Below are 24,886 nucleotides of genomic sequence, written 5' to 3'. Positions count from 1 at the left end.
TTTTAACCAGGTTGTGCCAGCCGATAACGTCATAACGTTGGCAAGAACGAGCCATTGTGAAAGGGAACTAGAATTACATTGCTGTCGCCCTCCTGTGCTTCAACGTCTTTACATGGTGGTTTATGAGCCGCAAGGTAGTAACGCGCCTCTTTAAACTCTGACATAAGGCCGTGACGAAGCTTTTTAAGCGCCAGGTGTATCTTTGCCGCTAGTGGCCTAAATTCTTTATCTAGGGCCATTGTGCTTAGTATTTGGTGACGCTCGGTAATCGCCTGATCTCTGTCTTCGGGTTCGCCATCGATGCGCAATGAGTGAACCAGGTGAAACAATGCGGTTGTGTTAGCGAGTCGCTTGTACTCTTTCGAGTCTTCGGCGTACTGGCTCTGTGTTAAACGCAATTGCTCGAGATGTTCTATGGCATAGCCGCGCAACGGTACCACCTGGCCTGTTCGCTTCTCGCCACCAGCGGTAAACGTGACATCTACATGCTGTTGTTTGAGAACGGTAGCGAACTCGCCAAGCTGGACCATGTTTAAATCTAAGTAGTGTTCCTCGCCGCATTTACAGCCATGCTTAAACGTTAAGGTTGGATCGACGCGTGTAGATATGAATATCCACCACAATGCTGTGCGTCGGTCTTCTCCGGTCCACTCGGCTGAATCATCAAGCGGATTGATCGCTGTGTTCTGCATGAAGTTTAGGTATTCCGTTGTTAGCTTCTCTTCTAAGTCCGGGTTAACTTCGCAAAACTCCATATAGTCGTTTACCGTGGGTTCACGAAACTGAATCTTTCGACTTTGGTCGCTCGGAAGATGATAGATAGGTACTGACATTAAAAAACAAAGCCCCCTACGGTTGAAAATTTCTGGAATGTAAGCGGGAAACTAACGAATGTATTCCCTTGCTCATAACTCAAGGAGTAATCGCCAAGCTTGGTAGCAAACACTTGCCACTCAAACCACAGCGTTTTTTCCATTTTTTGTTTATCGGGATCGGGGTCGAGCACATCATCAAAATGCGAAAACACTTTCATGTTGAGCACATAGTCTTTTGGGAGGTTAACGGTGCCATCCTGGTTAACCGTTCGCGCCTGTAATGCCTGGAACCACTTTTGAATACTATGAAAGCGGTCATCGCGTAAAGTCATCGAGACTTCACCGGCCGTTTTGTGCGTTGGCCTTGTTATCTCGCCCGAGCCTATTTTTATTGAATCGCTTTCGACGTTCCCGCCACCAAACGCAATATCTTTCGCGTAAAGCTCCATCATCAGCTCAGACATACCCGGAACCTCTATTGGGCAATTATCCGTAGCGTCCAACGCGGTAAGCTCTACGGACCATTGCCAGCCTTGAATGAATTGCGTGTGGACACTCATAGCAATAGCCATCTTGGCCTTTTGCACGTATGGGTTATCGTCAGTCGAACCAAAGATCTTATCTGTTACGCCGTCGAGCGCATCATCTAGCTTGGCAAATGCATTGCCTAAGCCGCCGCCTATAATCATGTGCTACCTACTATGAGATTGAGATTAACGGGATCATGGCTTTAGCGTCCTTAATGCGGTCCTCTAGCTCTTGCTTGCGCTGATATAGCTCGGCTTCCGTTGGAATGTCGCTTGTATCAAGCTTGCCAGCGGTGGCCACGCGGCGCATTCGCTCTGAGTTAGGGATTTTAATTAGGATTTCTAGGTAGTCGCTGATGTGGCCTATCGCTGTTCTCGGCAATAGGTATTCATCAAGATCGACACTGCCTAGTGCAACCATGTAAGTGAGGATTAGCGGGTACACTTCGCGGCCTGTTAACGACATATCAAGCTCATCATCAAACAGCGTTGCAGGTATAAACTTTCCGGTAGAGTCAGTAACGCTTATCCGACTCATAAAGTCAGACGGTAAAGAAAAAGGGGCGATAACGCCCCCCTCCTGGTATCTGTAGCGTCGAATGACTCCCGCTTTGTCCTGGTACAAGGTTAAGGCCTGTCTTAGTAAGCCTTTCAGTGCTTGTTCATCATCATGTAGCAATGTATGAAAGCGCTGTTTAACCTGCTCCAATAGTTCTACGGGCGTCATAGCCTACTCCTTATAGATCTACCCAGTTGTAAGTGATCGTAATGCTTGGCTTGACTAGAGCGGTTGTATCTTCGGTGCTAAAGTCGGTTGCATCAACGCGGATCTTACAATGCTGTAGTTTGAACTTAAGAGCGGCTGGCGAAATACCGGCTTGGCTTTCAGGTGTTGCACGCATGGTCACGGTGACGTATTTCTTATCTTTCACCATCTCACGCAATGCTTTGTAAACATCGCCCTGGATAGTCTCAACACAAGAAACGGTAATCTCGCCTTTGTTTTCCAAAGTGCCATGTTGTTCAAAGCCAAGGCCCATTGCGCCAAAGTCTTCTACGTTATGGCGTGCCATTTGTGGCATTTGAGCCGAACGGACCATCACAGTGAGCTCCGGGTACTCATCAAACGATAATTCGAATTCGCTACCAATCAGCTTCTCACCTGCTGCCAGGTTTCGCGTAAACTGCGCTTTAAGGAAAGTTGCGTTTCCTAGCGTGTTCCAATGTCCTGTTGTAAGTGACATATGCACTCCATTTTAAGTTATTTAAAGATGTTAGGGATTTGGGAGGCGTTAAACATCGCTTTAGGTGCCATTTCGATAGTTACTGTGTTGCTAGCGAAATGACCGTCCCTTGTCTTAGGCGCCGTCAGGTCATATGAGACATTTTTGATCACCGCCTTTAGCTGCATTTTGCCGCCAATATTCACAACCACTTCATCGGGAGTGCGGCCCATGCCTACGGTTTCTGATAGCTCCGGTGAGGCGAACTGCAGTAAATGCTTTATTGGTTCGTCAACTTCGGTTCTACCGTCTACTAAGGCGTGAAAATGAAGTGTTAGCGATATGTCGGGCGGCTCCGTGCCTTCCCATATTGTTGTCGTGTTCCACTGTGCTTTAGCAGTAGAACCGGTGTGGGCCTGACCAATACTTGCGGCTTTATCGAGTAGAGCTATAGAGCCCACAGAATCCGCCGCAAAAGGGCTTGTCCATACCGACGACAACGAGAAGTTAGAACCTTCGGACAAATAGCCGGTGACGCTGATTTCTGCATCTTCACCCTGATTCATTGTGATAACACATTTCATTGATTCAGATATCTGGTCCTGCGTTACCGCACCGACATTAATAGCGCCACTCATGCTAATTCGTCCTACATTCCACGTTGTTTACGTAATTTCATTGACTTCTTGCGTGCCTTCTTAGCTGCACCGGTGTGCGCTTTACGGCGTGCTTTTTTCAATGCGGCCTTTTGAGCGCTGGTTTGACGCTTCTTACGACGCTTTTTCTTTTTGAATGCGACCTTGCCATTGCGGATCACTTTCTTTTTAGATTCCGCCATGACTTGCTCGCGAACGCCGAAGTCTGCAATCATATCGTCGCTATCTTCTCCTGATAGAGTCGCGTCAATAGCAGTGAATACCGCTTCTGCAGAGTCATCATTGCCGTTGCTAAACATCTCGGCAACGTCATCAGAATCAGCACCACAGTTAACAATAAAATCAGCGGCCAGACGGCAAAGTTCATCCACCTGATCTTCTTCGTCTTCATCAAGGTCCGAACCTTCATCATCATTAACCAGACCAATCAAAAGCGCTTCAAGCTCGTAAAAATCCGCGTCGCCTTCTTCAATCCATGTAGTTACGGCTGCGGCCGCTTCACGACGTAGTGATTGTTCTGCAGAAGCGGCTAGCGCTTCTAGCATTGAATCATCTGCATCATTGGCATTCATTGATTCAAAGAAAGTGGCTTCCGCCACCTCTTCGGTCATTTCAGCCTTTGGTGCTTCAACAATTGGGGCCATTGCTGCTTGCAATAGACGGTCTGTTGAGCGGCGTAGCTTGCCGCCAGCACTAAAGATATCTTGTGACATAATTTCCTCTTATCGAATTAGTTCTGGTTGGCCAAGGAATCGACGAGCAGATCCGGTAACGCAAATCGCCCAACGAACTTGCCATAGGTCGTGTTCAGCTTTTTCAATCCAAAACTCGTATGGGTTAGAGCCATCGGCCGGATCGGTAGGAGTGACAAGCGCACCGGTAGCAACAAAGCTATCTAAAATGCGTGTCATGCCGTCTTCAAGGCCGCCGCCAGTTACGCCGTCAGGCTGGTGTTTAAGTTGAGTACAAAGTGCGTAGAAGTCGCGGCTAATAGCATCAGCTACAGAACTCACTTGTTGGTATCGAAGATGGTTTTCACGCACGCAAGCTGTTAGGGAGTCATCGATAAACAATGCGCCCGTTTGCGTTGTGCCGACTTTGTTTAGGCGCGTGCGATACATGCGCTCTTCATCAGCCAGGCCAATGCCCGGTAGTGGACGTAGACCAGGACGATCAATCGTCGCTCGTTCCTGTCCGGCGGCCGTGTAATGCCAGCCACCAGTAGGGCTATTCTTAGCTACACCGATAGATTTAGCGCGGAAAGCAAGGCCAGACATGCCGTATAGCACTTGAGAACCAAAAAATGGATCCTTTGAGCTAAACGGTAAGTGATACCAAGATGTACGGTGATTGTTCATCGAGAGGTCTTCTAACCACTCACACGCACCGTCATAGCTCAAGTGGCTAGGAACATCGAAAAAGCCGTCAATACGGCGATTAGTACAGATATCCGTTAGCTCGTTCAAAATAGCTTCGTCGTAACAGCCAAGACCCAACACAGCAGTGTATTGTGAAATGGTTGAACGTAGTGCCTGAACCGCCTTCATGTAGTCTTCATTGGTGATCTGGTTAAGGTTGCCGCCAGTACCGCCAGTGAAATAAGTTAGGTCCATCTTTTCAACGCGCTTATCGGCGTCTTGGCCAACAATGGCACGCATTGCACTATTAGCATTTTCTAGAACGGTAACGATGTAAGCCGGTGCGCCCATGTCATTCACTGAGACAGGATCGAAAGAGATATAATGCTCTTCTTGCTTGACCTCATTACCTGACTCGTCACGCTGCATTAGACGCAACGTAAACATGCCTTCACCGTAAATCTTCTCATCAGCCTTGTTAATCTCGATTGCACGGTTAGCGGATGCATCACCATCTTCAATCCAAATAGCAAGCAAATCACCGTCTTCTAGCTCTACATCAGAGCCGAACGATTGAGATCCATTCTCGACTTTCACGGTTTCGGTTTTCGGCGCTGCAGTCGCACGCGCTACGGTTTTAGCTTTGCGGCGCTTATTATCTGCAGCTACAGGGGCACCAGCCTCGCTAGGGCTATTACCACTTTGAGCGTCCGAGCCTTCACTCGGTTCTACAGTCGCATCTACTAGCTTGATATACGGATACTTAGCAGCAGAAGGGACCACACGAACAACCAGACCTGAACCACCTTGCACGGCTTCATTTACGTGACGTAAAGATTCGTAACCGGTTTGTGTTGGGTGCCACGGTTGACCTAGCACAGTGCGCCAGTTATCACGGTTAACGGATAGCACTTCGAAAGGCTTGCCTTTATTTGCCAGCACTAGGCCTGCAAATGTCGTCATACCCGAGCCGCCCGTTGCTAGCGTTGCATCGCCGTTGACTTCGCTAATAGCGATCTTGGCTACATTGCTAAGAGAAAAAGGAATACTCACTATTCTTTACCTTTAGTTGGAGTTGGCTTTCTACGAGTGCGGGTAGTAGGTTTTGCCTTTGCTTTTCGCTTCGATGCCACGGTAGCGACTGCTTCCGGTTCGTCCGGCTCAGGGATCGCTACGTCTTCATCCGGCGTTTGATCCGGCTTATCGGTACCGTTATTGCTGCCGTCGTCTTCATCTTCCGGGGGCAAGATATCAACGCCGCCACCGTCACCATTTATCACGACGTTTAGGCGACCTTGATTGCATTGGAGTTTTAGAGCGGCAAGGAATGCCTCTTTCTCTATCTCCCACACAAGGACGGTCTGTGCACCTGGGGAATCGGTGTAAGACTTAATCACGGCATCAAAAACGGTGAATTGCATGTGTGAGCGGTTACGCACAACTACAGAAACTTTATTCATCATTAACTCCAATCGCTTAATGCTGGTGGCGCGGGCCACCAGCATTAAAACCGCTCTACTTGCGTTGAGCTTCTGGGCTGTTAATAATGCGAAGCTTGTAGAAGTACTGTTCGCCGTCGAATGGGTGAATATCGTTGTAGCTCAATGACCAAAGCGTGTTGCGAGATTTGAGGTTTGGACCGATATCGTGATTGTACATCGTCGGCGCAATCGCCTCGCCAGCCACAAATCCGGCCTCAGAATGGCTATTACCACGGCCATAACAAAGGACTTCATCAGCTTCTAAAATCACCGGCGATTCATAAACACGCCAGATGCCAAACAGCTTGCCGGCATAGTGAACCTGGTTTGATTGACGGTAATTAGGGGCCGCTTCAAAGTAAGGAGCACCAAGAGACTTAAAGATTTTCGACGCGTAAACACCGGCGAACATGCCAACAAGGCCGCTTACCTTTGTTGCTTCTAGGATCTTTTGAGACAGACCGTGGAGAACTTCACGAAGTAGCTCACGATGCAGTTTCCAATCTTCACCGGTAGGACAGTAAATATTGAATGTCTCTTGCTTTTGAGTGTGCCAGTACATATCACGTAGATGTGATTTAGCTTTCTCATCAGCCAGGTAGTTACGCAAGTGGCTCATCTGCATACTCTTAATATCCAAGCCATACTCACGCGTCATGGTGAACATAGATTGAATAGAAGCATCAGCAGCAATCGCGCTTTGAGATGGGCGCAAGATGCAAGATTGCATTGTGTGGTCGATAAGTGGGATTAGCGACGGGTTAAGTTCGATATCAACTTCAAACTCTGCAAATAGCTCTACACCTTGCTCTAGTGCAACGTTGGTTTCTACGTTGATAACACCGTTTAGGTAATCAATAGAACCGGTCAGCTTGTAGATGGTGCCGCCAATGGTGATCTCACCGTATAGCGAGCCATTACGCATAACGTCAGTTGCTACGCGCTTACGGTTAACGTAAACGCCAACTGATAGCTTGCGCATTGGGATAGGGAAGTCGGTATTTTCTAGATCGCGTGCTGATTCGAATTTGTGGCTAGTCTTCTCACCATCAGGTAGATCAGATGCAGCGAACGGGTAACGTTGGCGCATTTGCGAGTATTGGCCGACGGTTTCATCATCGATTAGCTGGCCGTGGTGGAAGTCACCGAAGTTAGTACCGGCTGTACGCTCGATTTTGAAGATTTCAACTTCATCGTGATTGCCAGGAATGTAAGTAACAGCATCAGAAGTTGCAGTGTTGAGCATCGTTGGAAGGATAAGGCCGACCATTTTTGCACGTAGTTCAACACCGTCAGTACGGCTTAGGCCCTGCTTGATAGATTCAAGCATCATCTGGCCTTGTGAGCCTGTACCGCTAGCGTCCTCTAGCGTTACCATCGACTCCATTGTTTTGTGAGCAGATGCAAGCTGTTCATCACGCGGCATTTCACCAAATGTACGGCGGTACTCTGCGACTGCAGATGCACACATCGACGCAACCATGCCGGTGTGATCGCCCATAGCTTCAAACATTGAATCGTCATGAGCGGCACTTGAGATAGAACTCATGCGCTCTTGAGCATTAGAAATGTATTCGTCAGTTGTTGCATCGAACTGTGAATCGATACAAACAGCACGCATTGCGGCAGCACGAGTATTGATATCGTGCGTGCGGTCGTCTAATCGACGGCGTAAATCAGTCATTTTGTGTTCCCGAAAGTTAATTAAAACAATCGGGAAGTGCGGGGGAGTAAACTATATCAGATATTTAGTCGGGATAAATAGCATCAATTGCATCACCTATCGCTGGATCGTCCGCGCCATTTGAAATAATCGTAAAGCTCACGGCTGATTCAAAGTACCCAAGTGATATAACCCGCTCTTCGTTTGCAGCCTTTGCTTGTGCGGCCACGACATTAGCAGCAAGAAGAGTTTGAGACTCTAACGGCTCAAGCAGATCGGCCAGGCTATCGGCTTCTCTTACTAGGTCATCAGGTAAGTTAGGTGTACCTGGGAAACCGTCAGGCGGCGTCAATGCACTATTCAACAGAGTCATAAGGGCTTCAATTGTGCCGTATTGATTGTCTATTGGCTCTAGGGCCTCAATTAAAGCTTCGGGCGCAGACGGATCAATAATGGGTACCGTTGAAGCTGCAGGGCCATCGATATCAATACCCTCTAGCTTGTAATAAACATCTACACCAATAGATACCTGTGTTAAGTCGTCAGGATGTGCAGTTAAATCAATGTATGAATCAAACGCGGCGGTGGCATCGACGGCCGTATCAGTTTCGCCATTCAGGCGCACTAACAGGCTAGCCAAGCGCTCTACTTGCTCGTAGTTTACCTCGCCACTTATTGAAGCGGCCAGCATCGCAGAGAGGCCACCAGCTATCAAATTGGCTTCTTGTGCGTATACCTGACTAAGAGGCTTTTTATAGCCGCCTTTTCCCTGGTACTCACGAAACGCTTCTATCTCTTCGGGGGTATCTAGCATTTGGTTACTACTCCGTTTGTTTAGGGGAATGGGAGTAGCGAGAGGGCCTTACTTACTTATCGTCTTCTTTCTTCTTGTCTTTGTTCGCTGTGATCATCTTGAATGCAGCACAAAGCACTTTCAGAATAATGGTTGCCTTCATTGGTTTAACCTCTTACGTCGCAGTTTGTACGCGGGAGGGCTAACTATTCTCACTGAACAGTGTCAGCATTACAAATTAAATAGCGGCTGACCTGTAGTAATCGACGATCCACACGATACCGCGTCACCGATTTTAGCGGCTGGCTTGCCGTTAATCATCAGCTTGCTAGTGCCGTGCGCACTACCTGGTCCACACGGCGGGCTATCGGGCCGAAAGTGCAAGGTAAACAGATCGCCGGTTGCCATCACTGGCACACCATTAACTAAAAATTGCGGCTGACCGGTGATAGATGGCCGGGGGTTGTACCCACCGTGACCAGAGCAGACAGATTGTAATAAAGCGATTCCCGCCATATTGCACCTTCCTTTATTTTTAAAACTTATATAGAATACGCCGCAATGGCTGATAACCATTATGGGTAACCACTGTCGATTCATTGACATACACTAGACACATCCTTTTTTATTGCGTACCTCCTTGCCGTGACTACCATCGCGGCTTTTTTTTACGTGCTTTTTGGCTGGTGGCGCTTCACTAGGTGGCAATACCGACCGAACCCGCTAACCGACACACCAAAAAAGGCATACTGGCCCACTTCGTCACGTTTGACAGCATTCATTGACACAACATCGCTAGACAAGCCCTTTCTACTCATACAGATAGGGTACTCATTACCATGATCATCAACCATGATTTGCCCTAGCTGCTTTAGGCCTGGCGGCAACAGGCGTTTAGCGACGAATTGGCGATCATCAATAGGTCGCCTTATGTCTCTTGGTTTCTGTAGCGCTGATTGGTAAAGCTTCAACGTTTTGCTTTGAATCAACGCCAGCAAGGCAATTAGATTGTCACAGCGGCGTCGTGGGTCGCCGTAGTCCTGTTTTAATGATTGGTGGTAACACATCGTAGACATTGCAAATTCAACCGTATTTCCACTCTTGTTAATTCGTCCGTAGGCCTTCGCATACAGCTTTTTCACTTCGATAGTTTTAGCGACTTTGCTCGAGACAGCACAGAATGAGCTAGAGCAAATGGAAAACACCGTCCTTAGCGCCTCCCCTGCATCGTAAATGTAGATCACACGGCCACCGATGATCTTATTAATAACCGGCATGGCCTCTTCACACGTCAATAGCCTAGTAATGGATGGGTCGTCTCCTTCATAACTATCTAGCCGTAGATGCTCATAGTAGACAGAAGTACCGTTAAGATCCTTAATGCAAACAGCAAAGACATTAGGGCAACCTCGCGTAGATGCGGGACCAATAGCAATGACCAACGGAAGCATGATAAAGCGTACCTATCTTACGTAACATGTGTTTTGTATAGTATGCGGACATCTTAATGCTAAGGCAAGTATGAGTAACGCTAGCCTAGCTTAAAGTCAGCTAAAGAGGCGTTAACTGAAAATACACCACCTGCATCAATGTTTATTCCAGAACTGGCTTTGATATTTAGAGCCGCGCCAGCATCAAGGCTTAATGCGCTACCACTTTTTACCGTCGCCTGGCCGGATGCGTCAACCGTTGCGTCACCACCACTTTGCACGATGGCATTACCGGCCGCGTCAATAGTCGCGTCACTATCCGTACTTACTACTGCAGCACCGCCACTACTCACATTAAGTGAGCCTTCAACATCGATGTCAGCATTACCCATTACCGTTATATTCAGGTTTTCACCTACATGCTCTATAAGGTCATTCGTTGTTGAGCGGTAAGCGTTGTTTTCAGCATGGATCACTATCTCGCCTTCGTCGGTCATCTCGATAGCCGATCCACTAGCACGGTGAGTAAGACAATAACCGCCTGTATGCGTTTTGTGGACCATAAAGCCGAAGCGTTGGTATATATCATCCAATACACTGTATTCGGGCGGTAGCGGCTCTAACTCGTGCCTTATTTGCTCATATACAATCTCTTCGTCGGGTTCCGGCGTCGATTCCGTGGGTAGATTGCTGATCCCTTCCGGCGCGTGATAACAAGCACCGGTTATTCGCGGGTACCTGGTATCACCGTTACGCGGAAAGTCTACCCAAACTAAATCGTCCTCTTCGACGGGTACCTTATGGCCAGCGTTAGGCCTGGCACCAAGTGGCAATATGAATTCGGCCCACGGCAAAACATCAGGGTCGAGGCCATCCCACAAGCCCACTAAAGCGACTTTTGCCAGGTGTAGGCCCATTGGGTGCTCTGTACTGACAATTGAGGCGGGATAGCTACCGTGAAGACGCCCAGTTGTATTTGTTCGTTTTGCTCCTGCATCAATCATGCATGACTCCAAGCTCTGTTTTACATAGGTATCTAGACCCGCGTTGATAGTGTGTTACTTGCTGAATGTATTGATCGGCCGGTATCGACTCATCGAGTGGTGAATCAGAATGAGAAAGACGGTGAAACGACACCTCTACTTTCCTGCCTGGCTCGAACTGGCCATTACCTAGCATCTCTGTAACCATGAAGGGCATCAGGAAGCGTGATTGATTGTTCAGAGCAGAGTAAAACGGCACGCTGATATACACATCGCCTTCGTCTGCGTGTGTTTCTGATCGCTCTAGACCGGCGACGGTATCCCATTGAATGTAACTCTTGTGTGTAATGCGGTCATAAAGTGCTGAATCAGACATTAAGGCATACTTAGCAATCGTCACGTCGGCTTCATGATTGCCGCGTTCGAAGTGCCAGCTTGTCTTTAAGCCGGGAAGGCTATCTAACAGCCTGAAATAGACAGTGCCACGGTTTAACCATATAAGGGCGGCGTAATCCCTGGCCATGTCCCTTAACAGCCTGGCGGGCGTCATGCCGGGATTTAGATGATAAGTACCGAACACATCAATAGTGTCAGCATCAACGACAAGACCAGGTAACAGATCGGCCAGGATGTCGGCCGGGGCCTGGTCCACATAAAACCGTGGATGTTTGGCGGGCTGCTTTAGCTGGTGGCAGTCTGTTTGAATCGCGTTAACGGTCACAACGGCGTTTTGTGACGGCGCGGTGACAATGATAAAGGTATCAATCCACACCTCATCACCACGGCCATCAGGATCCGCAAATTCTACTTCCACTATGCCGCTAGCCTCGATCCCTACTTCGTCGCGGTAAATGGTGTGCTCATCATCGATATTCAGTATGAGTTTAGGACCCGATAGATCGCATGTTTCTATGTAAGCCCCATCAATGATGTGCTCAATATGGATATCAGAGCCGTTAATCATGACTCTTTGAAGTAACGGGTATTCCATCATTTGATGATTTCCCCGTTACTAAGCATGACTCTAAAGGTTTCCGCCGTGACTTCTTCGGCTTCGAACACGGTAGCCAATACCTCAATATCAAAGGTGACAGCATTAAGACGGTCCTCATTGAATGATTCACTCGCATCAGCGGGCATAAGGTCGGCTCGGGCCTTGATTTGGCATACTTGCTCGACGGGTAAGCCCATCAGAGCGGTTTTAGCGATAAATGAGTGTTGTCGCCCGCGTTTGGTGTTTCTAAGCCATAGGGCGAGCCCTAGCGCCATTCTTGTAACCGTGGATTTCTCCCAGGCCATAAGCGTTACGGTGTAAGACAGATTCACAAAGCTAGTGTTAACGACTGCAGTCACATTGTCGCCGGCCGCTTTCAATACGTGGGATCCTTTAACGTCGATGTGTTCGCCAGGCTCGGCAAATTCAAATTCAGTACGTCGCGCAATGTTGACGCATGGAAACAGACTGTTTCTAGCTTTCTCTTTACCGGCTAGCTTTCGTAATAACTCTTTGGGAGTGTCAAATGTGCCGACATGGACCTTTTCATGAATAGGTTTAGCGGCGAACCGGGCAAACTCTTTGTTTTCCTGGCGCGATTGGTCCGTCACTTTCAGCTTTTCCATGATGGTGGCTATCTTGGTTGCAACGGCCCTATCGATGTCGGTTAAGTCGGTGGTTTCTGTTATGCCCGTTTCTGTGGCTGTAATAGCATCCAGGCAAGCAATGTAATCATGAGGGATGTTATTCATTGCGCATCTCCGTAATATCGTTAGCCACGTTCTTTATGTCGGCTTTTAACTCACTCATGGTATTCATGGTGTTACCCGACGTGGCCATAAGCGCCGCTACGTTGACGGCAGAAAACAGGAAATGCAGGAATAAGACGAATAGTACAATCGTCAGTTTTGTATCAGTGCTCAATGTTAGACCCCGTATAATGCAGATACGCAAAGACTTGCGCTAGGCAATAACCTAGCGCACGCGTTTATATAAATTCGGGGGAGTCGAGCGGTTCATCATACAGCTCAATCCCGGTTTCTTCATCAAAAGATCGGCATGGTATGCAGTAATGCAATGCACCTACGGCCGTAGTACCAAATACAACAGACCGATGGACGTACCACCACACACGACGGCTTTCACCGCTAGCGAGTTTTTCATTCCATTCAATAACGGATCCTTGCGGTACATCAGCGTGACCAACCCGCATAAGTAAGGGCTGCTCGCCTTCTCCTAGTGCCTCGCCACCAGCAACAACGGCCATGAAGCCATCGCCGCCTTCATCTGGACAATCAACAACAGGAACAGGAAAAGGAACCTGGTAAGAAAGATTATCTTGATGGTTATCAGCCTGGCCGAAAATATCATCCTCATACATGCTTTCTTGCGGCTCTTTGTCTGGTTCATCACCCTTGCTTTCCGGTAAGTACAACAACGCATCCCAACTTTCAGGACTAGCAGCAATCGCCTTTATCCAATCCTCACGAACAACGCTATTTAGCCGATCATGGCCATTAAATCTATCTCTACGCTTCATCGCTTAATCATCTCTTTTACTTGGTTCTGTGACGTTCCGAGTTCCGTTGCGTAGTCAGCGATAGCTTGCGCCTTCGTTTTCCCTTGCATCTTGTATCCGTCATATTTGATGTTGAAACCGTTGCGGATCATGTCGCGCATTTTGTCGGCTTGTTGGCTGGCTTTGCGGGCGGCTTTGCTAGTGGATTTCACCTTGTCTTCTAACTCACCGACACGGCGATCACGTAGGGACGACTCTTTGCGTTTCTTGTTGATAACAGCACCGTGTTTTTTAAGTGCTTTAGCGAACTTGGCTTGGTCCTTCACATAGCGGTTATAGGCCTGTTCAGCCTTATCAACGTTCACTTTGGTAGCTCGGTTACGGTTAGCCTTCTTGGCTTCGCTACCTTTAACGACGTGGGTATATTTCTTGTCGTCACCGAAGCTAATACGCTTGGCTTGGGCCTTCATTTGACCGACTAACACACCGTGCCAGGCAGAACCCTGCAGCATGGCCACCGCCTTAAGGACGTGCTTACATGCAACACCGGTCATTTCGGGGTTTTTGATCTTTGGGAATGCGTGTTCTTTGGGAGGCGCAACGCAATAACGGCCAGCGGTCGCAAGATAGCGGTACCAATATTGGTGACGGCCACATGTACAATCGATAGAAATACGGCCTTGCGCTACTTTCTTGATGGATTTCTTATAGCTCTCTTCACTGTGTAGGTATTCATCCCATTGCTCTAAGCGAAGTCGTACCGAGTGGGTATCGGCGCCGTTCTTTTCAGAAGCCTTTACTCGTATGGTCAGCATGTTTGCCTGGATACCAACAAGGGCAGCACGCGTAATACCTGACCCATCACTAACCTGATTATTCGCCCGCTTGATATCGATTTCACGGGAACCACGGACTATCTCACCGTAACTAATCCCGTCACGGCTAGAGTCATACTTACCGGCGTGCTTCTTGCGGGACTCAACGAAGGATTTAAGATCCTCATCAGTAAACGGCAGACCATCACCCCGCTTACCAAGTTTGGCTAGGTCCTTTTTGGAGCGCATTTGATGCGGCGCAAGTGTCCGCTTGGCATTGCGTCGCTTCTTGGTTTGTGCGGCGTGGATCTGCTTAGTGGCTTGCAGGAATTGACGTTCATTAAGCCCGGCTGTCTCGTACTGGCCATTGTCCTTTCTGGTTAGGCGCAACTTAGGCATTAAATACCCCTCAACTCATCAGAGTAGCGGCGTATCTCGGTACGTAACCAGGCAGCAGGGGGAAGGCGTATCTCTTCACCAACAGGCAGCGCGGCCGCCTCATCGTCAACATCACATACTAGTGACACAAGCCAGCGAAGTTCAGGCGTACCATATAGGCGGTAAGAGACAAGATCCGGTCGGTATGTTTCATCGATAGCGACAAAGTGGACAAGTACACTATTGCTTGGGTTAGCGATATAGCGGCTTATGCGGTGGTATAGCTCGGCCCGTAATATATCGTCATCGATGTTGAGATCTGACAATCTAGATAGTTCAGCCATTACGACCACCATTAGATTGTTGCTGGTGGTCGAATCCACGCGTTACAGCGTCAAACATCCTCGCACCGGCGTTTGGGCGCGACTTATCGGCACTACCAATACCATTGAATAGATTGCTTAGATAACCGGGCTCATAGAGGCTTGTAGAGGTCGCGGCATAGATAGCGAGCAATAGCGCCGTGGTTTCTGGCTTGAGTTCATCCCAATCAATGCGATAAGAAACCGCGCCTTTATCGTTGCGCTGTTCTTCCACTAGCGATGGTGATATTTCAAATTGGCCGCTTGTACCTGCAGGGAAGACCAACGCACGCATATTCATTAAGTAGAAATAGCGCTCGAACGCGTTAACCAGGACCGGGCGACCGTTTACATCCATATCACTTAGGCGTGCAGGTATGCCGTGCTTACCAAATTGCGGTAACACTTCATCGATAATGACGCTAAAGCCTTTACGCCTAAAGTTATTAAGACGATCGGGGAGTGTTTTAGTTAGCCTTGCGGTGGACTTAGGAAGCTTTTCAACTTTAACGATGTGTAGTTGATTGTCACGGAAACCACCAAGGACCAGTAACGGATCCCGGCCGGATAGTGTGACAACGCATATTCGTTTTTCGGACACGATACCCCCAAATATGGCGGCTGTATCGTGAAGTGCTAGAGGGGAGGGATTAAGCTTACCCCTCTATCTGAGGTTATTCTATAACTGTTTATAGATTTTATGCTGGCGAACCCAAAGACATGCTAAACCAGTCAGGAAATAAAACTTCCAAGTCAAAACCATGATTGGCCTGTTCGTGCACATGGCGTAAATGCTGTTCAATAGGGCCGTTTAACTTCTCCCACTGATACTTACCACCTAACGAACCCTTTGCATGAATGGGAACCAGATCAGGGTATAAGGCCAGTGTGGCTTTATCTACCGGCGTATCATGATGATAAGCGCACAAGGGCAAGACTTTAGCATGGGAGTTTGGCTTAGTTCTTCCGTCGGTATGATGCAAAGAGATAACCGGCGAATCACGGCCAGCGGCGGCACAAGCAGTGCAGGGGAGGCGACCGATGCAATCCATGATGGTTTGCTCTTCGGATGTTGGAGACCGGCCTTTAAGGCCCTTTGATTTAATGGTTTTGCGTCTAGCCCTGGCCTGTTCAATTTTAGCCTTAACCTTAGCCCGGTATTCTGGCGAATTAACACGATCTATCTGGCGCTGGCGCTGTTCTTTTGCTTTGGCCAACTGCTTATCTTTGTATTCTTGTGAGTTTATTCGTTCGATTTTACGACGGCGCGCGCGTTCGCGGACCTCGCGAGCCTTGGTTAATTTGCGCTGGTGGCGCTCTTCATCCGTTAATGCCATTGACTAACCCTGTATTATTTAGCTAATATGACGGCTTAACGATTAGCGGCTCTCGTTGCTTTTACGTTATGGTGTTGAAAGGCCCGCCTCGTGCGGGTTTTTTCTTGCCTGAAATTCGAGGGCTGGCCATCGAGCGACGGCCAAAGCTGTTATTAATGTGAGTGCTCTCGTTTTGCGGTTGCAGTCACTATCGTAGCAAACGCATTACCTGAATCGTTTAAGATGGAGGCGTACTCTTCCATCGTATAGCTACCTACTGAATCTACATGGCGATTCATCACCGCGCCGATAACATGAGCCATCACCGTATTTACTACCATGCTTGTTTGCTCTTCACCATACACACGCGTTGCATGTACAAAAAGCGCATCAACTACAGCATCAAGACTCTTAGCGTTGATGGCCTGGATATCACCGAACAAACAATTCACTGCATCTTCCGCGCTTACCGTGGCGGGAGCTTCAACGTTTACGTTATCAATGGTTTCTTTCGACACTGCTTGCACACCTTAATTCAAATTCAACAACAGAGCCCTTTAACGTGGCGCTAACCACTTCAAAGAAAAGGCCTTGTCCTGCTTCAAAGAACAGCTCGTTATTCGCTTTCTTTTCAACTAGAACTACCGCCAGCTTATCTTTAACGCTAACGCGGAACAACTGACCACGCGCAAGATCAGCAACTTTATTCATTTCAAGCATTGAGATAGTCCTACATAAATAAGCCGGGGCCGGACAATGACGAACCGACCCCTTTAGAATGTTCGGGCTTTCTAGCCCTGGATAACCTTATACTCTCACCTATACAAGTTACCCGTTTGGCCTTGCCTTGAGCCAAGATGGTTTAAGCCTGGTAGGGTTAACTTTCTCTTGTTCAAGGCTAGCACTGAGTTTGTTTGCAAACTCAATGTCTAGTTTCATTCTTTGCAATCCGCGATCAATGGTTTCTTGCGTCGCTGCAGTCACGAACTTATTAGCGTTCTGGACACATTGCATTGGGAAGAATAGAGAAACGGCCGACACATTGACATCTAAATGCATTGATAACATAACGCCATGCTTGCCATTGTGGGATAAGGCCTTTAAAGCGACTGCATCGCCATTTGATGATGTGAATCGGCGGCTCTCCAAAACTTCACGCATACGTTACTCTTTTATTTAAGAAACTTCTATAGTAATCTGGCTACATTCCACTATCAACGACATAAAAACCGTTACGTGGCATGTCTACAGTTAAAAAACCTCTTGATGATTAAGATAAAGCCCTAGCGAGACACTAGGGCTTTTTTTATGGGCGTGATTTGGTGTTGTTACTCATTGCACTTACATTTTCAAACTGCTCTTTGGCCGCCAGGTTGCTAAGGGCCTTCTCGTCGAGTAGTTCAGGGTTATGCTTCATTATGAGCCGCTTACAACTCATATGAGAAATGGGATAGTTAAACTCTTCATTGATTATTTTGGCTATTGTCCTGTAACCCGTTCGCCTATCGTTATTCTTGCCCGTAAGCGTGTTACGCAGTGCGGCGACCAGTTCAGGCAAGACGAAGTCAAGATCTTCATCTGTGAGATAGCGCTTAACCACTTCTTCGCCTTTGTGGTTCAACTCGATACGTTCAACCACGTCACAGCCCAACGGTACGCGGCCACCAAGAAAGCGGTTAATACTACGCTGATAGGCCTTGGTATCCTTAACACGGTCCGATGCTTTGGCCTTTTCAAATTGGCCCATTGAAGAGAGAATGTTAAACATCAACGTACCGTTGTGATCAGCACCGGTGACATTCCCCATATCGCCAAAGTGGAGCGTTATGTATCGCCGCTTAAAGTCGATCACTACACCTAATGCGTCATGGTGATTACGGAACATACGGTCCAGCCTGGTAGTTAATATAATGTCGCCTGACTTAACCACACTAAGTAACCGCTCTCCCTCGGGCCTTTTGCTTAAAGCGGTACCGCCACTTACCCCACGGTCTATAAACCAATTCTCGGGCGGAATATCCCGCTTATAGTAGAGTCGCGCCAAATCGCTTAAAGCCTCTTGTTGCGTATCTAGTGATACACCCTCATCGGCCTGGCGAGCGGTTGATACTCGGCAATAGCCATAGACATTAACGCCTTCGGCTATGCTCGGCGGTTGCTGATTGAACATCCTAGTTCCTTATTACGTTATGGTGTTTGTTACTGGTCTTGCTTCACTGCAAATTGATAACCAAGTAGTCGGGCCTTTACTATTTCATGCGCGGCCGATTCGGACAGTTCGCACTTCTCATCGAGCACATACACATCGCTATGATCATAACTAAGCATGTACCAACGCTTCTCGGCTAAAACCAACTTGTACAACAAATTAAAGAGATCGCCTTTAATTCCTGTATAACTAGCTTTTGATTCTAATCTGGCCTTTGAGATGGTTGTTGCGGTAAAAATGCCGTAATCGATGCGTTGTAGTTTTCTAAAGCCGAAGCTGTCCGGCTTCTGGCCGTCGTAGTTAAGCATGTTGAATTTCCCTTGAATGACATCTTTATACTATACAAAAAGTGAGTAACGGGCAACCCAAGTGTAACAGCGCACTCTCGCTGTTACACTTGAGCGAACCAAAGAAGGACAAATAACGCTCAATTTGAGATGTACATTTTGTTAACATGTAAAAATCGAAAAAAAGTGAGGAAATCACGCCTTGATACTGATAGATGCATAAATAACAGCGTGACTCTACAAGGTGACGCGGTAACACTTTTATTTGTCGCTAGTGGCGACTAGAATTCCCCAGCTTGCTATTTAAAGTAAGCAGCGCATCCACTTGCTGAATTATCGGTGCTTGTAAATCGCTGTCTGCACTCAAAATGGCGCGCACAGCCACGGCCTCAACTTCGGGACCGTAACCGTCTGAGTAGATAGTGGAATAATCTGTATTCTTTAGCACCATGTACCGCAAGTGGTCCGCAAAGGGCGATGTTATTGATGTATATCCTAGCGCTCTCATTACCTGCTCTAGTCGCCCCAATGACGGGACAGGAGTAAAATTCAAGATACCCATAATTGTTCGCTTATCCATGCCCGTTAAGTCGGCCACATCTTTATATGTCATCGAAGACTGTTCAAACAAGTTATTCGCCTCGGCCTTAAGGGCAGAAAGCAACTCACCTGATGTTAGCCCGTTTTTATGCTTTCGCTCATAGTCCACAGCACAGAGATCTGACGCGGCCAGTAAAATAGAAACACGCTGTTTTGTTCGCAAATAACGAACCTTTACATCAAGTGGAATTTCACGTCTTAATTCCGGGCTTAGTTTTTCATAATTACCATACTGTTTTTCAAAGTCTTCAAATTCACAATCGGCCACTTCTAGAGAAGTTATGTAGTAATGCGCCTCCATTATCGCCGCTAATGCCCCAATAGAGCCGGCACCCCCTCCAAGACTAAAGGCCCTATACAGCGTCGCCTTGCTTTGACCGGCAATCTGTGACATGTCAGAAATTGTAAAGGAACTTTTCAACACAGCTCTCATTAGGCCCATAAACTCCCTAAACACCTAGACACCCCCGAGCAAAATATGAGGCAAAATTCCAATAATTATCGCTTTTTGCGCGCCTCACGCGTTATTGCACGATAACGTGATGAGCATCACAATCAAAGATAAATTGACGGCTTTTTTTCTGTTAGTATCGCCCCGAAATGCTGATCTCAACAGCCATAAAGCCAGGGATATCACCGAAAATGCTTCATAAAATGCTACTAGCCATGTTCTCTAAATCCAAAATTCTTGATCTGTTCGAAGAGCAAGAATCTTCAATTAACGCACCGACCAATCCGGATGAAATTGAAGAGAAGATTGTGGCTTTAATATGCAGCAAGCTAGACTTTGCGATTCTCACTGAGAATGACGAAATTGAAGTCCAAAAGCATGTAATAGATACCATTTACAGTGACCAATATTAGATACAATTCTTACACTAATCCTAAACAACTCCCTAACCATTACCTTCTCAGTTGTGGCACAATAGATAAAATATTCGAATTTGTGTGAACGGAATCACAAAATAAAGCCAACTATTCGCAGGCCTTACCGCTATCATGGATATGCGCGGCCATAGCTGTAGCATTTATAACCACATCGTTTAAACGAGGTGGAATTTTATTAAAATAACTATAGCCTTCCATAGAATGACAAGACACGAAGACCCCAACTACGCTATTTCAAAAGTAATGGCTGAATACGCTGAAAAGAAAACCGCTTTTCAGCAATACGCCATTACACACAAAGGCGTAGTTTACACAGAGAACTATAGAGATGAGTTGCGGCGACCTATCGTTGTCATCTCCGAAAAAGAACTCAAAACAATCAAGTCGAAAATAGAAGAGTTAAACGAGCTAGCTCAACAGCTCCATAACCTCTCACCTAAAAAGTTCTACTTAGACAGCAAGTATCTGCAGCATGAACCTAAGATCGTGCGTGACGTGGCCAACTGCCATATTTACGTTAGAAAGAGTGTTTCATCTAGCCAGATAACCACCACGGCAATCACGGATAGACTTCGCCGCCTACAAAAGCGCTTCTATAAACTCCACAAAGAGCTACAAACCGAAGAGCACGGAAAAGCACTCCACGATCAAATGAACCGCTTTGAAGCTGAACCGGAAGATAAGAAGTGGCGATTACGAGTGAATGGCACTACTGATGTGCAATGCTCTGTAGCGCCAATTCCTGAACCTGGCGTAGCATTAAGGGACGCTCAATACCTGGTAAGAGTTACCGCTATGGGGTTATTCATTGTCGTAGATGGCAAGAACGAAGCACCTAAAATCACTCAACCAGAAACCGGCGTTAATGAAACGCTATCAGCTTACGACCTCGTTAAGCCTGTTAAGTGCCTGGCCTACCCAACCGGCCACATCTACGATATCGACGAGCTAAATAAGGCCGAAATAGAAGTTAAGGACCTTAGAGCTAAAGTAAGAAGCAAAAAGCAACTTGGATACCAGCAGATCCGCAGAGCTAACGCCAAAAACAACCAGTAAGCAAAGCGAGTCGTAGTTGAAAACTCATTTCACCTTATGTGAAAGGAATCCTACGACCACCAGCAGTTAAGCGGCTAGGTCTTCAAATTCCGCTTCCGTTACCCACTCTTCAACAGAAGTGCGGATCTCTTCCATGTCCTCGGTTATCTCCATATCTCGAGGCAATACTTCGGCTATCTGAGTGAAACAGATGGTATCGAACCGATCCGGGGAGCTAATATTGTGTTTTTCCTTCATCACCTTCTTAGGCATCATTACCCATTGGCCTGATTCATTGATAGCACAAGGCAAGCGGCTACCCTGCTCAACCGTCTTCACATTGGCATCTAGGCGTATCCTACCTTGCTGTACAGCATCACGAATGGCGATATGGGCGTAAGCTCTCTGATTGATAAAGCGTTGCTTGTCGGCCTTGGTAAACATCTTCTTACCCCAGCGGATACGCTGGACCCTCAATCCGTATCTTTCTAAACACGTCGCTGTATCGTAACCTACGCCGTCACTATCCACCGCAATGCTAATATTCGGATACGTATCACCGCCAACCTCTGCAAAGATGTAATCCGCAAAGCGAACAGGATCAATAGTAGAATCCATCTCTACCACCTTATGCACGATCACTACCCTACTTTGCCGCTCTCCCGACACCTTAGAGATAGTCATTACTGATTTATCTCGACCGTTACCAACATCACACGTACATAACCAACCCCAATCATGGGCTAGTGTCGGTCGGCACTGTACGGCCGCATCAAGTTCAGCACGCCCCAATAGCATACCGGCAACATTCTTAGGGAACTGGCCACGGACCTTAATCAAGTATTCGGGCGCTTCGGTACCGCCATACTCCATTATCTTCTGGCGTATGAATTTAACGGTTACTAGCTCACTCTCTTCACTGTTTAAGACAATGGCATCAAACAGGCCATCCGGGTTCCCTGGATGCTTCGCCAATTCATTATGTGAACGATAAAAGTATCCCGAGTTACGCGTGGGCTGTGAAAGCATGAGTAAACGGTTGTTTTCCTCACTCAAAGCACCTGTTACAACGCCTATGGCCGCATCTGAAATACCGCTAGCTTCATCGAGTACATACAGTAAGTTTTTGTTGTGGGCACCTGCAAGCGACTCTTCGTTACCTATACGACAACCTTTAGGGACCGCGCACCATTCGCCCTTGTAGCCATTCGCATAAAAGGCCGTTTCGGTAACAGTGAAGTATTGAGCAAGCCAGGGGAAGTTTTTACACAAGGTCCTAAAGTTAGATTTTAAATACTTCCAAATGACCCCTTGAACCTGGCTTATCTTGTTCGCAACGATAATTACCTGGCTTTCAGGGAAGAAAAGAATAAACGCGATAAGCAATATGGATGTCATATCCGACTTACCGGTACCGTGGCCACTCGATACGCTTGTCCATGCCCCTGTTTTACTAATCGACTTAATGATCTTGCGTTGCTGCTTAGTGGGGCGCTTACCACATAGAACGGCAAACGCTACCCAATCATCCTTGTACCTGGCTCTTAGCCTCTGATAACGCTTATCCGCTAAGACTGTTTTTATTTTCTTCCGAGCCATTAGCTAGACATCCTTGAAATGCCTAGATAAACCCTGTGAATCGATGTATGCGGGCCAATCACACCAAAGCCCACCATTGGCTTGCATTAACACAACAACCAGGCTCACGGCCTCTAGAGGGCTAATATCATCTTGCACGCAAAGCTCTATTGATCGATCTTTTCCTTGAAGCCGGATTGTTCCCATTGGCTCGGCTGGTGGATCAAAGCTAGCCATCGTTACAAACGTACTTGTTAGCGTTGCCGTATCAATACAGCTAATCGTCGTCATGTTCTTGCCCTTCCTCTTCGAAGCCTTCAAAGCCCGATAGCACTTCACCATCGTTAAAGTCTTCATCGTCTAGTTCTAAATACTGTTCATCATCATCTTGTTGCTGTGGCTGCAATCCGTTCTCCTGGCGTGCTTCCATATCAGCGATCATCTCTTTCATGCCTACCGCCTTCACTTTCGCGTCTAGTTCTTTCTGCTTCGCGTCTGTCCAGTACTCAACAGCCATTTGATCTAGCTCTTCTTCCGTTAAGCCGTCATCGTCAACTTCTGGTACCTGATCCGCTAGCTCTTTGGCCGCTTGTGCTGCTAAGTGCTTAGGTACTTCACCGCCGTTAGCCTCAATCCATAGGGCCGTTTCTTCTGCAGTCCATCCGTTATCAACGCGGCGCTTGTAGGCCTCTACCTGGATGGCCACCTTCTCTTGAGCAGATAGGCCTAACTTGTGATCGGCATGGGCTAACTTGGTGGTGTCATTGATTTGCTTGGCTAGAATGGCCGTAGCGCTATCTATGGCGCTATCTAACGCGGATAACTGGCTAGTCATACCAAATTCAATACGGGCCAATGCTTCGGTTAGCGGTATGGGCTCACCGTCCATATTGGTTTCAGGGTTCCCGTTCTCGTATGCCTCAATGGTTTCGAGTTTACGCTCACGGATATAACGCTTAACGCTGGCCTTACGCGCTCGACGCTCAACAAGATCGGTAGTGAGATCTAAATGGTTTGAATCCCTTAGCGCCTCTATCACTTCATCATCCAAGTTAAGGATGCTTGCATACCCACCGTGGATCATGCCGAAGGTGTTACCTGGTCCAAACTGACGGCCAGCGGTGTTACCTGGTCCGAACTGGCCGTTAGGCTGTCGGTTTGCGGTACCCGGTGAAGGATCCGAAGATCCACGATCCGTCGAATTAGGTAGATCTGCGTCATTATCAGTGTGCGCAATTGCGTGCGTCCCTCGCCGGTCGGCATCGGTAACGCTTTGAAGCCTTGCGGGGCCTGACTTCTTAGCCTTGGCCTTGCGCACTTTATCCGCTTTAAATTGCGCAATAGCTTGATCCAGTTCTTTTTCTAATTGCGCAAACTGCGCACTTTCATGCAGCTTTTTAAACGCTCTGCGCACTTGTGGGGCCGGATAACCCACCTTTTCTGCATACTTGTTGCGTGATAGATCCGGCTCTTTGATGGCTGCTAGTAAGAAGCCCTCATACAGAACAGGCCAATCAATCGCGCCTTTCTTTGGTGTTTTTGATGCTTTTTGCTTGACTGGTGGCATTGCTTTTTTCTCGGCAATCGTCCCGCCAACCTTGATGTGCCGCCGTGCCGTTCGGACATTAAGCCCCTTGTCTTCGCAATACTGCTGTACTGACAAACTAGGGTTGTTTTCGCGCTCCTGCGTAAATAGCGCGGCGTGCGACTTCCAATCAATACGTGCCATGTTCCCCCCTATGAACTCGAATGATTCCATATCGTCAATAAGTGCGCAATACGCGCCTATAAACGCTTTTTTGCGTTCGATTGACGATTATCACCAAATGAAAGCAGCAAAAGCAGTGCTGGGCGCTGCTATGTCGCGGGAATAGAGTGTGATAAGGCGGTCAATTAGTAGTGGATAGTCGTCTATTCACCATTAAATTGATGCATTTTAGATAATTGTGATGTAAATTATATGAGTCACGCTAACA

The 24,886-nt window shown here is 47.5% G+C and carries 32 protein-coding genes; 2 read left to right on the top strand and 30 right to left on the bottom strand.

The genetic code is table 11. From position 1 onward, the window contains the following. Positions 1-29: 29 nt before the first annotated feature. From ACKLNH_RS16935 to ACKLNH_RS16805, 27 genes are all read right to left on the bottom strand, one after another. Complete coding sequence (locus ACKLNH_RS16935; protein WP_413113443.1) at positions 30-833, bottom strand: hypothetical protein; 804 nt, start codon at positions 831-833, stop codon at positions 30-32. Next, positions 833-1,504, bottom strand: a complete 672-nt coding sequence (locus tag ACKLNH_RS16930; RefSeq protein ID WP_413113442.1) for a hypothetical protein — start codon at positions 1,502-1,504, stop codon at positions 833-835. Before ACKLNH_RS16930 ends, ACKLNH_RS16935 begins: the two co-directional genes overlap by 1 nt. A 10-nt stretch (positions 1,505-1,514) precedes the next feature. Further along, positions 1,515-2,069 carry a hypothetical protein gene (locus tag ACKLNH_RS16925; protein ID WP_413113441.1) on the bottom strand — a complete coding sequence of 185 codons (555 nt, stop codon included), beginning with the start codon at positions 2,067-2,069 and terminating at the stop codon, positions 1,515-1,517. A gap of 10 nt (positions 2,070-2,079) precedes the next feature. Then, positions 2,080-2,586 (bottom strand): hypothetical protein, encoded by a 507-nt coding sequence (locus tag ACKLNH_RS16920; RefSeq protein ID WP_413113440.1) that lies wholly within the window; start codon positions 2,584-2,586, stop codon positions 2,080-2,082. 17 nt (positions 2,587-2,603) lie between these two features. Then, the gene (locus ACKLNH_RS16915) at positions 2,604-3,149 is read right to left on the bottom strand and encodes a hypothetical protein (RefSeq protein WP_413113439.1); all 546 of its coding nucleotides are present in this window, start codon (positions 3,147-3,149) and stop codon (positions 2,604-2,606) included. A 65-nt stretch (positions 3,150-3,214) separates the two neighbouring features. Beyond that, positions 3,215-3,934 (bottom strand): hypothetical protein, encoded by a 720-nt coding sequence (locus ACKLNH_RS16910; RefSeq protein ID WP_413113438.1) that lies wholly within the window; start codon positions 3,932-3,934, stop codon positions 3,215-3,217. 9 nt (positions 3,935-3,943) lie between these two features. Continuing rightward, positions 3,944-5,632, bottom strand: a complete 1,689-nt coding sequence (locus ACKLNH_RS16905) for a hypothetical protein (protein ID WP_413113437.1) — start codon at positions 5,630-5,632, stop codon at positions 3,944-3,946. Beyond that, positions 5,632-6,084, bottom strand: coding sequence for a hypothetical protein (locus ACKLNH_RS16900; protein ID WP_413113436.1), 453 nt, complete (start codon positions 6,082-6,084; stop codon positions 5,632-5,634). Before ACKLNH_RS16900 ends, ACKLNH_RS16905 begins: the two co-directional genes overlap by 1 nt. 10 nt (positions 6,085-6,094) lie before the next feature. Then, complete coding sequence (locus ACKLNH_RS16895; protein WP_413113435.1) at positions 6,095-7,744, bottom strand: hypothetical protein; 1,650 nt, start codon at positions 7,742-7,744, stop codon at positions 6,095-6,097. Positions 7,745-7,808: 64 nt separating this feature from the next. Continuing rightward, on the bottom strand, positions 7,809-8,537 hold the full coding sequence (locus tag ACKLNH_RS16890) for a hypothetical protein (RefSeq protein ID WP_413113434.1): 729 nt from the start codon (positions 8,535-8,537) through the stop codon (positions 7,809-7,811). 210 nt (positions 8,538-8,747) lie between these two features. Further along, positions 8,748-9,032, bottom strand: coding sequence for a PAAR domain-containing protein (locus ACKLNH_RS16885; protein ID WP_413113433.1), 285 nt, complete (start codon positions 9,030-9,032; stop codon positions 8,748-8,750). A gap of 152 nt (positions 9,033-9,184) precedes the next feature. After that, on the bottom strand, positions 9,185-9,967 hold the full coding sequence (locus tag ACKLNH_RS16880) for a hypothetical protein (protein WP_413113432.1): 783 nt from the start codon (positions 9,965-9,967) through the stop codon (positions 9,185-9,187). 80 nt (positions 9,968-10,047) lie between these two features. Continuing rightward, positions 10,048-10,950, bottom strand: a complete 903-nt coding sequence (locus ACKLNH_RS16875; protein WP_413113431.1) for a hypothetical protein — start codon at positions 10,948-10,950, stop codon at positions 10,048-10,050. Next, positions 10,943-11,923, bottom strand: a complete 981-nt coding sequence (locus ACKLNH_RS16870; RefSeq protein WP_413113430.1) for a hypothetical protein — start codon at positions 11,921-11,923, stop codon at positions 10,943-10,945. The genes ACKLNH_RS16875 and ACKLNH_RS16870 overlap by 8 nt, the downstream gene beginning before the upstream one ends. Then, positions 11,920-12,675 (bottom strand): hypothetical protein, encoded by a 756-nt coding sequence (locus tag ACKLNH_RS16865; protein ID WP_413113429.1) that lies wholly within the window; start codon positions 12,673-12,675, stop codon positions 11,920-11,922. The genes ACKLNH_RS16870 and ACKLNH_RS16865 overlap by 4 nt, the downstream gene beginning before the upstream one ends. Beyond that, positions 12,668-12,847 carry a hypothetical protein gene (locus ACKLNH_RS16860; RefSeq protein WP_413113428.1) on the bottom strand — a complete coding sequence of 60 codons (180 nt, stop codon included), beginning with the start codon at positions 12,845-12,847 and terminating at the stop codon, positions 12,668-12,670. The genes ACKLNH_RS16865 and ACKLNH_RS16860 overlap by 8 nt, the downstream gene beginning before the upstream one ends. A gap of 64 nt (positions 12,848-12,911) precedes the next feature. Then, positions 12,912-13,463, bottom strand: coding sequence for a hypothetical protein (locus ACKLNH_RS16855; protein WP_413113427.1), 552 nt, complete (start codon positions 13,461-13,463; stop codon positions 12,912-12,914). Continuing rightward, positions 13,460-14,656, bottom strand: coding sequence for a hypothetical protein (locus ACKLNH_RS16850; RefSeq protein ID WP_413113426.1), 1,197 nt, complete (start codon positions 14,654-14,656; stop codon positions 13,460-13,462). Before ACKLNH_RS16850 ends, ACKLNH_RS16855 begins: the two co-directional genes overlap by 4 nt. Continuing rightward, the gene (locus tag ACKLNH_RS16845) at positions 14,656-14,979 is read right to left on the bottom strand and encodes a hypothetical protein (protein ID WP_413113425.1); all 324 of its coding nucleotides are present in this window, start codon (positions 14,977-14,979) and stop codon (positions 14,656-14,658) included. The genes ACKLNH_RS16850 and ACKLNH_RS16845 overlap by 1 nt, the downstream gene beginning before the upstream one ends. Continuing rightward, positions 14,972-15,598 (bottom strand): hypothetical protein, encoded by a 627-nt coding sequence (locus ACKLNH_RS16840; RefSeq protein WP_413113424.1) that lies wholly within the window; start codon positions 15,596-15,598, stop codon positions 14,972-14,974. Before ACKLNH_RS16840 ends, ACKLNH_RS16845 begins: the two co-directional genes overlap by 8 nt. A 97-nt stretch (positions 15,599-15,695) precedes the next feature. Continuing rightward, on the bottom strand, positions 15,696-16,334 hold the full coding sequence (locus ACKLNH_RS16835; RefSeq protein ID WP_413113423.1) for a Ref family recombination enhancement nuclease: 639 nt from the start codon (positions 16,332-16,334) through the stop codon (positions 15,696-15,698). Between the two features lie 152 nt (positions 16,335-16,486). Further along, a complete protein-coding gene (locus ACKLNH_RS16830; RefSeq protein WP_413113422.1) occupies positions 16,487-16,831 on the bottom strand; it encodes a hypothetical protein in 345 nt (114 codons plus the stop codon). Next, positions 16,812-17,033 (bottom strand): hypothetical protein, encoded by a 222-nt coding sequence (locus ACKLNH_RS16825; RefSeq protein ID WP_413113421.1) that lies wholly within the window; start codon positions 17,031-17,033, stop codon positions 16,812-16,814. The genes ACKLNH_RS16830 and ACKLNH_RS16825 overlap by 20 nt, the downstream gene beginning before the upstream one ends. 108 nt (positions 17,034-17,141) lie before the next feature. Further along, positions 17,142-17,474: a hypothetical protein gene (locus tag ACKLNH_RS16820; protein ID WP_413113420.1), complete on the bottom strand. Its 333-nt coding sequence runs from the start codon at positions 17,472-17,474 to the stop codon at positions 17,142-17,144. A 145-nt stretch (positions 17,475-17,619) separates the two neighbouring features. Next, the gene (locus tag ACKLNH_RS16815; protein ID WP_413113419.1) at positions 17,620-18,483 is read right to left on the bottom strand and encodes a recombinase family protein; all 864 of its coding nucleotides are present in this window, start codon (positions 18,481-18,483) and stop codon (positions 17,620-17,622) included. 29 nt (positions 18,484-18,512) lie between these two features. Further along, entirely contained in the window at positions 18,513-18,830 is a 318-nt protein-coding gene (locus ACKLNH_RS16810; protein WP_413113418.1) for a hypothetical protein, read from the bottom strand. Positions 18,831-19,080: 250 nt separating this feature from the next. Next, positions 19,081-19,830: a hypothetical protein gene (locus tag ACKLNH_RS16805; protein ID WP_413113417.1), complete on the bottom strand. Its 750-nt coding sequence runs from the start codon at positions 19,828-19,830 to the stop codon at positions 19,081-19,083. 221 nt (positions 19,831-20,051) lie between these two features. On the opposite strand from ACKLNH_RS16805, the gene ACKLNH_RS16800 reads away from it, so the two are divergent. Both ACKLNH_RS16800 and ACKLNH_RS16795 read left to right on the top strand, forming a co-directional pair. Further along, positions 20,052-20,273, top strand: coding sequence for a hypothetical protein (locus tag ACKLNH_RS16800; protein WP_413113416.1), 222 nt, complete (start codon positions 20,052-20,054; stop codon positions 20,271-20,273). A 225-nt stretch (positions 20,274-20,498) separates the two neighbouring features. Beyond that, complete coding sequence (locus ACKLNH_RS16795; protein WP_413113415.1) at positions 20,499-21,353, top strand: hypothetical protein; 855 nt, start codon at positions 20,499-20,501, stop codon at positions 21,351-21,353. 66 nt (positions 21,354-21,419) lie between these two features. Here ACKLNH_RS16795 and ACKLNH_RS16790 read toward each other — a convergent pair whose 3' ends face one another. From ACKLNH_RS16790 to ACKLNH_RS16780, 3 genes are read right to left on the bottom strand one after another with little or no spacing between them, the layout of a single operon-like run. Continuing rightward, a complete protein-coding gene (locus ACKLNH_RS16790) occupies positions 21,420-22,931 on the bottom strand; it encodes a terminase (protein WP_413113414.1) in 1,512 nt (503 codons plus the stop codon). Between the two features lie 3 nt (positions 22,932-22,934). Next, positions 22,935-23,201, bottom strand: coding sequence for a hypothetical protein (locus ACKLNH_RS16785; protein WP_413113413.1), 267 nt, complete (start codon positions 23,199-23,201; stop codon positions 22,935-22,937). After that, on the bottom strand, positions 23,188-24,639 hold the full coding sequence (locus tag ACKLNH_RS16780; RefSeq protein WP_413113412.1) for a hypothetical protein: 1,452 nt from the start codon (positions 24,637-24,639) through the stop codon (positions 23,188-23,190). The genes ACKLNH_RS16785 and ACKLNH_RS16780 overlap by 14 nt, the downstream gene beginning before the upstream one ends. Positions 24,640-24,886: the final 247 nt, after the last annotated feature.

Source organism: Thaumasiovibrio clandestinus, from assembly GCF_047250365.1.
GTDB lineage: Bacteria > Pseudomonadota > Gammaproteobacteria > Enterobacterales > Vibrionaceae > Thaumasiovibrio.
This window is presented reverse-complemented; position numbering and strand designations above follow the sequence as displayed.

Coding starts and splice junctions, on each gene's coding strand:
- ACKLNH_RS16935 (WP_413113443.1), bottom strand. CDS start 833: ATGTCAGTACCTATCTATCATCTTCCGAGCGACCAAAGTCGAAAGATT.
- ACKLNH_RS16930 (WP_413113442.1), bottom strand. CDS start 1,504: ATGATTATAGGCGGCGGCTTAGGCAATGCATTTGCCAAGCTAGATGAT.
- ACKLNH_RS16925 (WP_413113441.1), bottom strand. CDS start 2,069: ATGACGCCCGTAGAACTATTGGAGCAGGTTAAACAGCGCTTTCATACA.
- ACKLNH_RS16920 (WP_413113440.1), bottom strand. CDS start 2,586: ATGTCACTTACAACAGGACATTGGAACACGCTAGGAAACGCAACTTTC.
- ACKLNH_RS16915 (WP_413113439.1), bottom strand. CDS start 3,149: ATGAAATGTGTTATCACAATGAATCAGGGTGAAGATGCAGAAATCAGC.
- ACKLNH_RS16910 (WP_413113438.1), bottom strand. CDS start 3,934: ATGTCACAAGATATCTTTAGTGCTGGCGGCAAGCTACGCCGCTCAACA.
- ACKLNH_RS16900 (WP_413113436.1), bottom strand. CDS start 6,084: ATGCTGGTGGCCCGCGCCACCAGCATTAAGCGATTGGAGTTAATGATG.
- ACKLNH_RS16895 (WP_413113435.1), bottom strand. CDS start 7,744: ATGACTGATTTACGCCGTCGATTAGACGACCGCACGCACGATATCAAT.
- ACKLNH_RS16890 (WP_413113434.1), bottom strand. CDS start 8,537: ATGCTAGATACCCCCGAAGAGATAGAAGCGTTTCGTGAGTACCAGGGA.
- ACKLNH_RS16885 (WP_413113433.1), bottom strand. CDS start 9,032: ATGGCGGGAATCGCTTTATTACAATCTGTCTGCTCTGGTCACGGTGGG.
- ACKLNH_RS16880 (WP_413113432.1), bottom strand. CDS start 9,967: ATGCTTCCGTTGGTCATTGCTATTGGTCCCGCATCTACGCGAGGTTGC.
- ACKLNH_RS16875 (WP_413113431.1), bottom strand. CDS start 10,950: ATGATTGATGCAGGAGCAAAACGAACAAATACAACTGGGCGTCTTCAC.
- ACKLNH_RS16870 (WP_413113430.1), bottom strand. CDS start 11,923: ATGATGGAATACCCGTTACTTCAAAGAGTCATGATTAACGGCTCTGAT.
- ACKLNH_RS16865 (WP_413113429.1), bottom strand. CDS start 12,675: ATGAATAACATCCCTCATGATTACATTGCTTGCCTGGATGCTATTACA.
- ACKLNH_RS16855 (WP_413113427.1), bottom strand. CDS start 13,463: ATGAAGCGTAGAGATAGATTTAATGGCCATGATCGGCTAAATAGCGTT.
- ACKLNH_RS16850 (WP_413113426.1), bottom strand. CDS start 14,656: ATGCCTAAGTTGCGCCTAACCAGAAAGGACAATGGCCAGTACGAGACA.
- ACKLNH_RS16845 (WP_413113425.1), bottom strand. CDS start 14,979: ATGGCTGAACTATCTAGATTGTCAGATCTCAACATCGATGACGATATA.
- ACKLNH_RS16835 (WP_413113423.1), bottom strand. CDS start 16,334: ATGGCATTAACGGATGAAGAGCGCCACCAGCGCAAATTAACCAAGGCT.
- ACKLNH_RS16825 (WP_413113421.1), bottom strand. CDS start 17,033: ATGCTTGAAATGAATAAAGTTGCTGATCTTGCGCGTGGTCAGTTGTTC.
- ACKLNH_RS16820 (WP_413113420.1), bottom strand. CDS start 17,474: ATGCGTGAAGTTTTGGAGAGCCGCCGATTCACATCATCAAATGGCGAT.
- ACKLNH_RS16815 (WP_413113419.1), bottom strand. CDS start 18,483: ATGTTCAATCAGCAACCGCCGAGCATAGCCGAAGGCGTTAATGTCTAT.
- ACKLNH_RS16810 (WP_413113418.1), bottom strand. CDS start 18,830: ATGCTTAACTACGACGGCCAGAAGCCGGACAGCTTCGGCTTTAGAAAA.
- ACKLNH_RS16800 (WP_413113416.1), top strand. CDS start 20,052: ATGCTTCATAAAATGCTACTAGCCATGTTCTCTAAATCCAAAATTCTT.
- ACKLNH_RS16795 (WP_413113415.1), top strand. CDS start 20,499: ATGACAAGACACGAAGACCCCAACTACGCTATTTCAAAAGTAATGGCT.
- ACKLNH_RS16790 (WP_413113414.1), bottom strand. CDS start 22,931: ATGGCTCGGAAGAAAATAAAAACAGTCTTAGCGGATAAGCGTTATCAG.
- ACKLNH_RS16785 (WP_413113413.1), bottom strand. CDS start 23,201: ATGACGACGATTAGCTGTATTGATACGGCAACGCTAACAAGTACGTTT.
- ACKLNH_RS16780 (WP_413113412.1), bottom strand. CDS start 24,639: ATGGCACGTATTGATTGGAAGTCGCACGCCGCGCTATTTACGCAGGAG.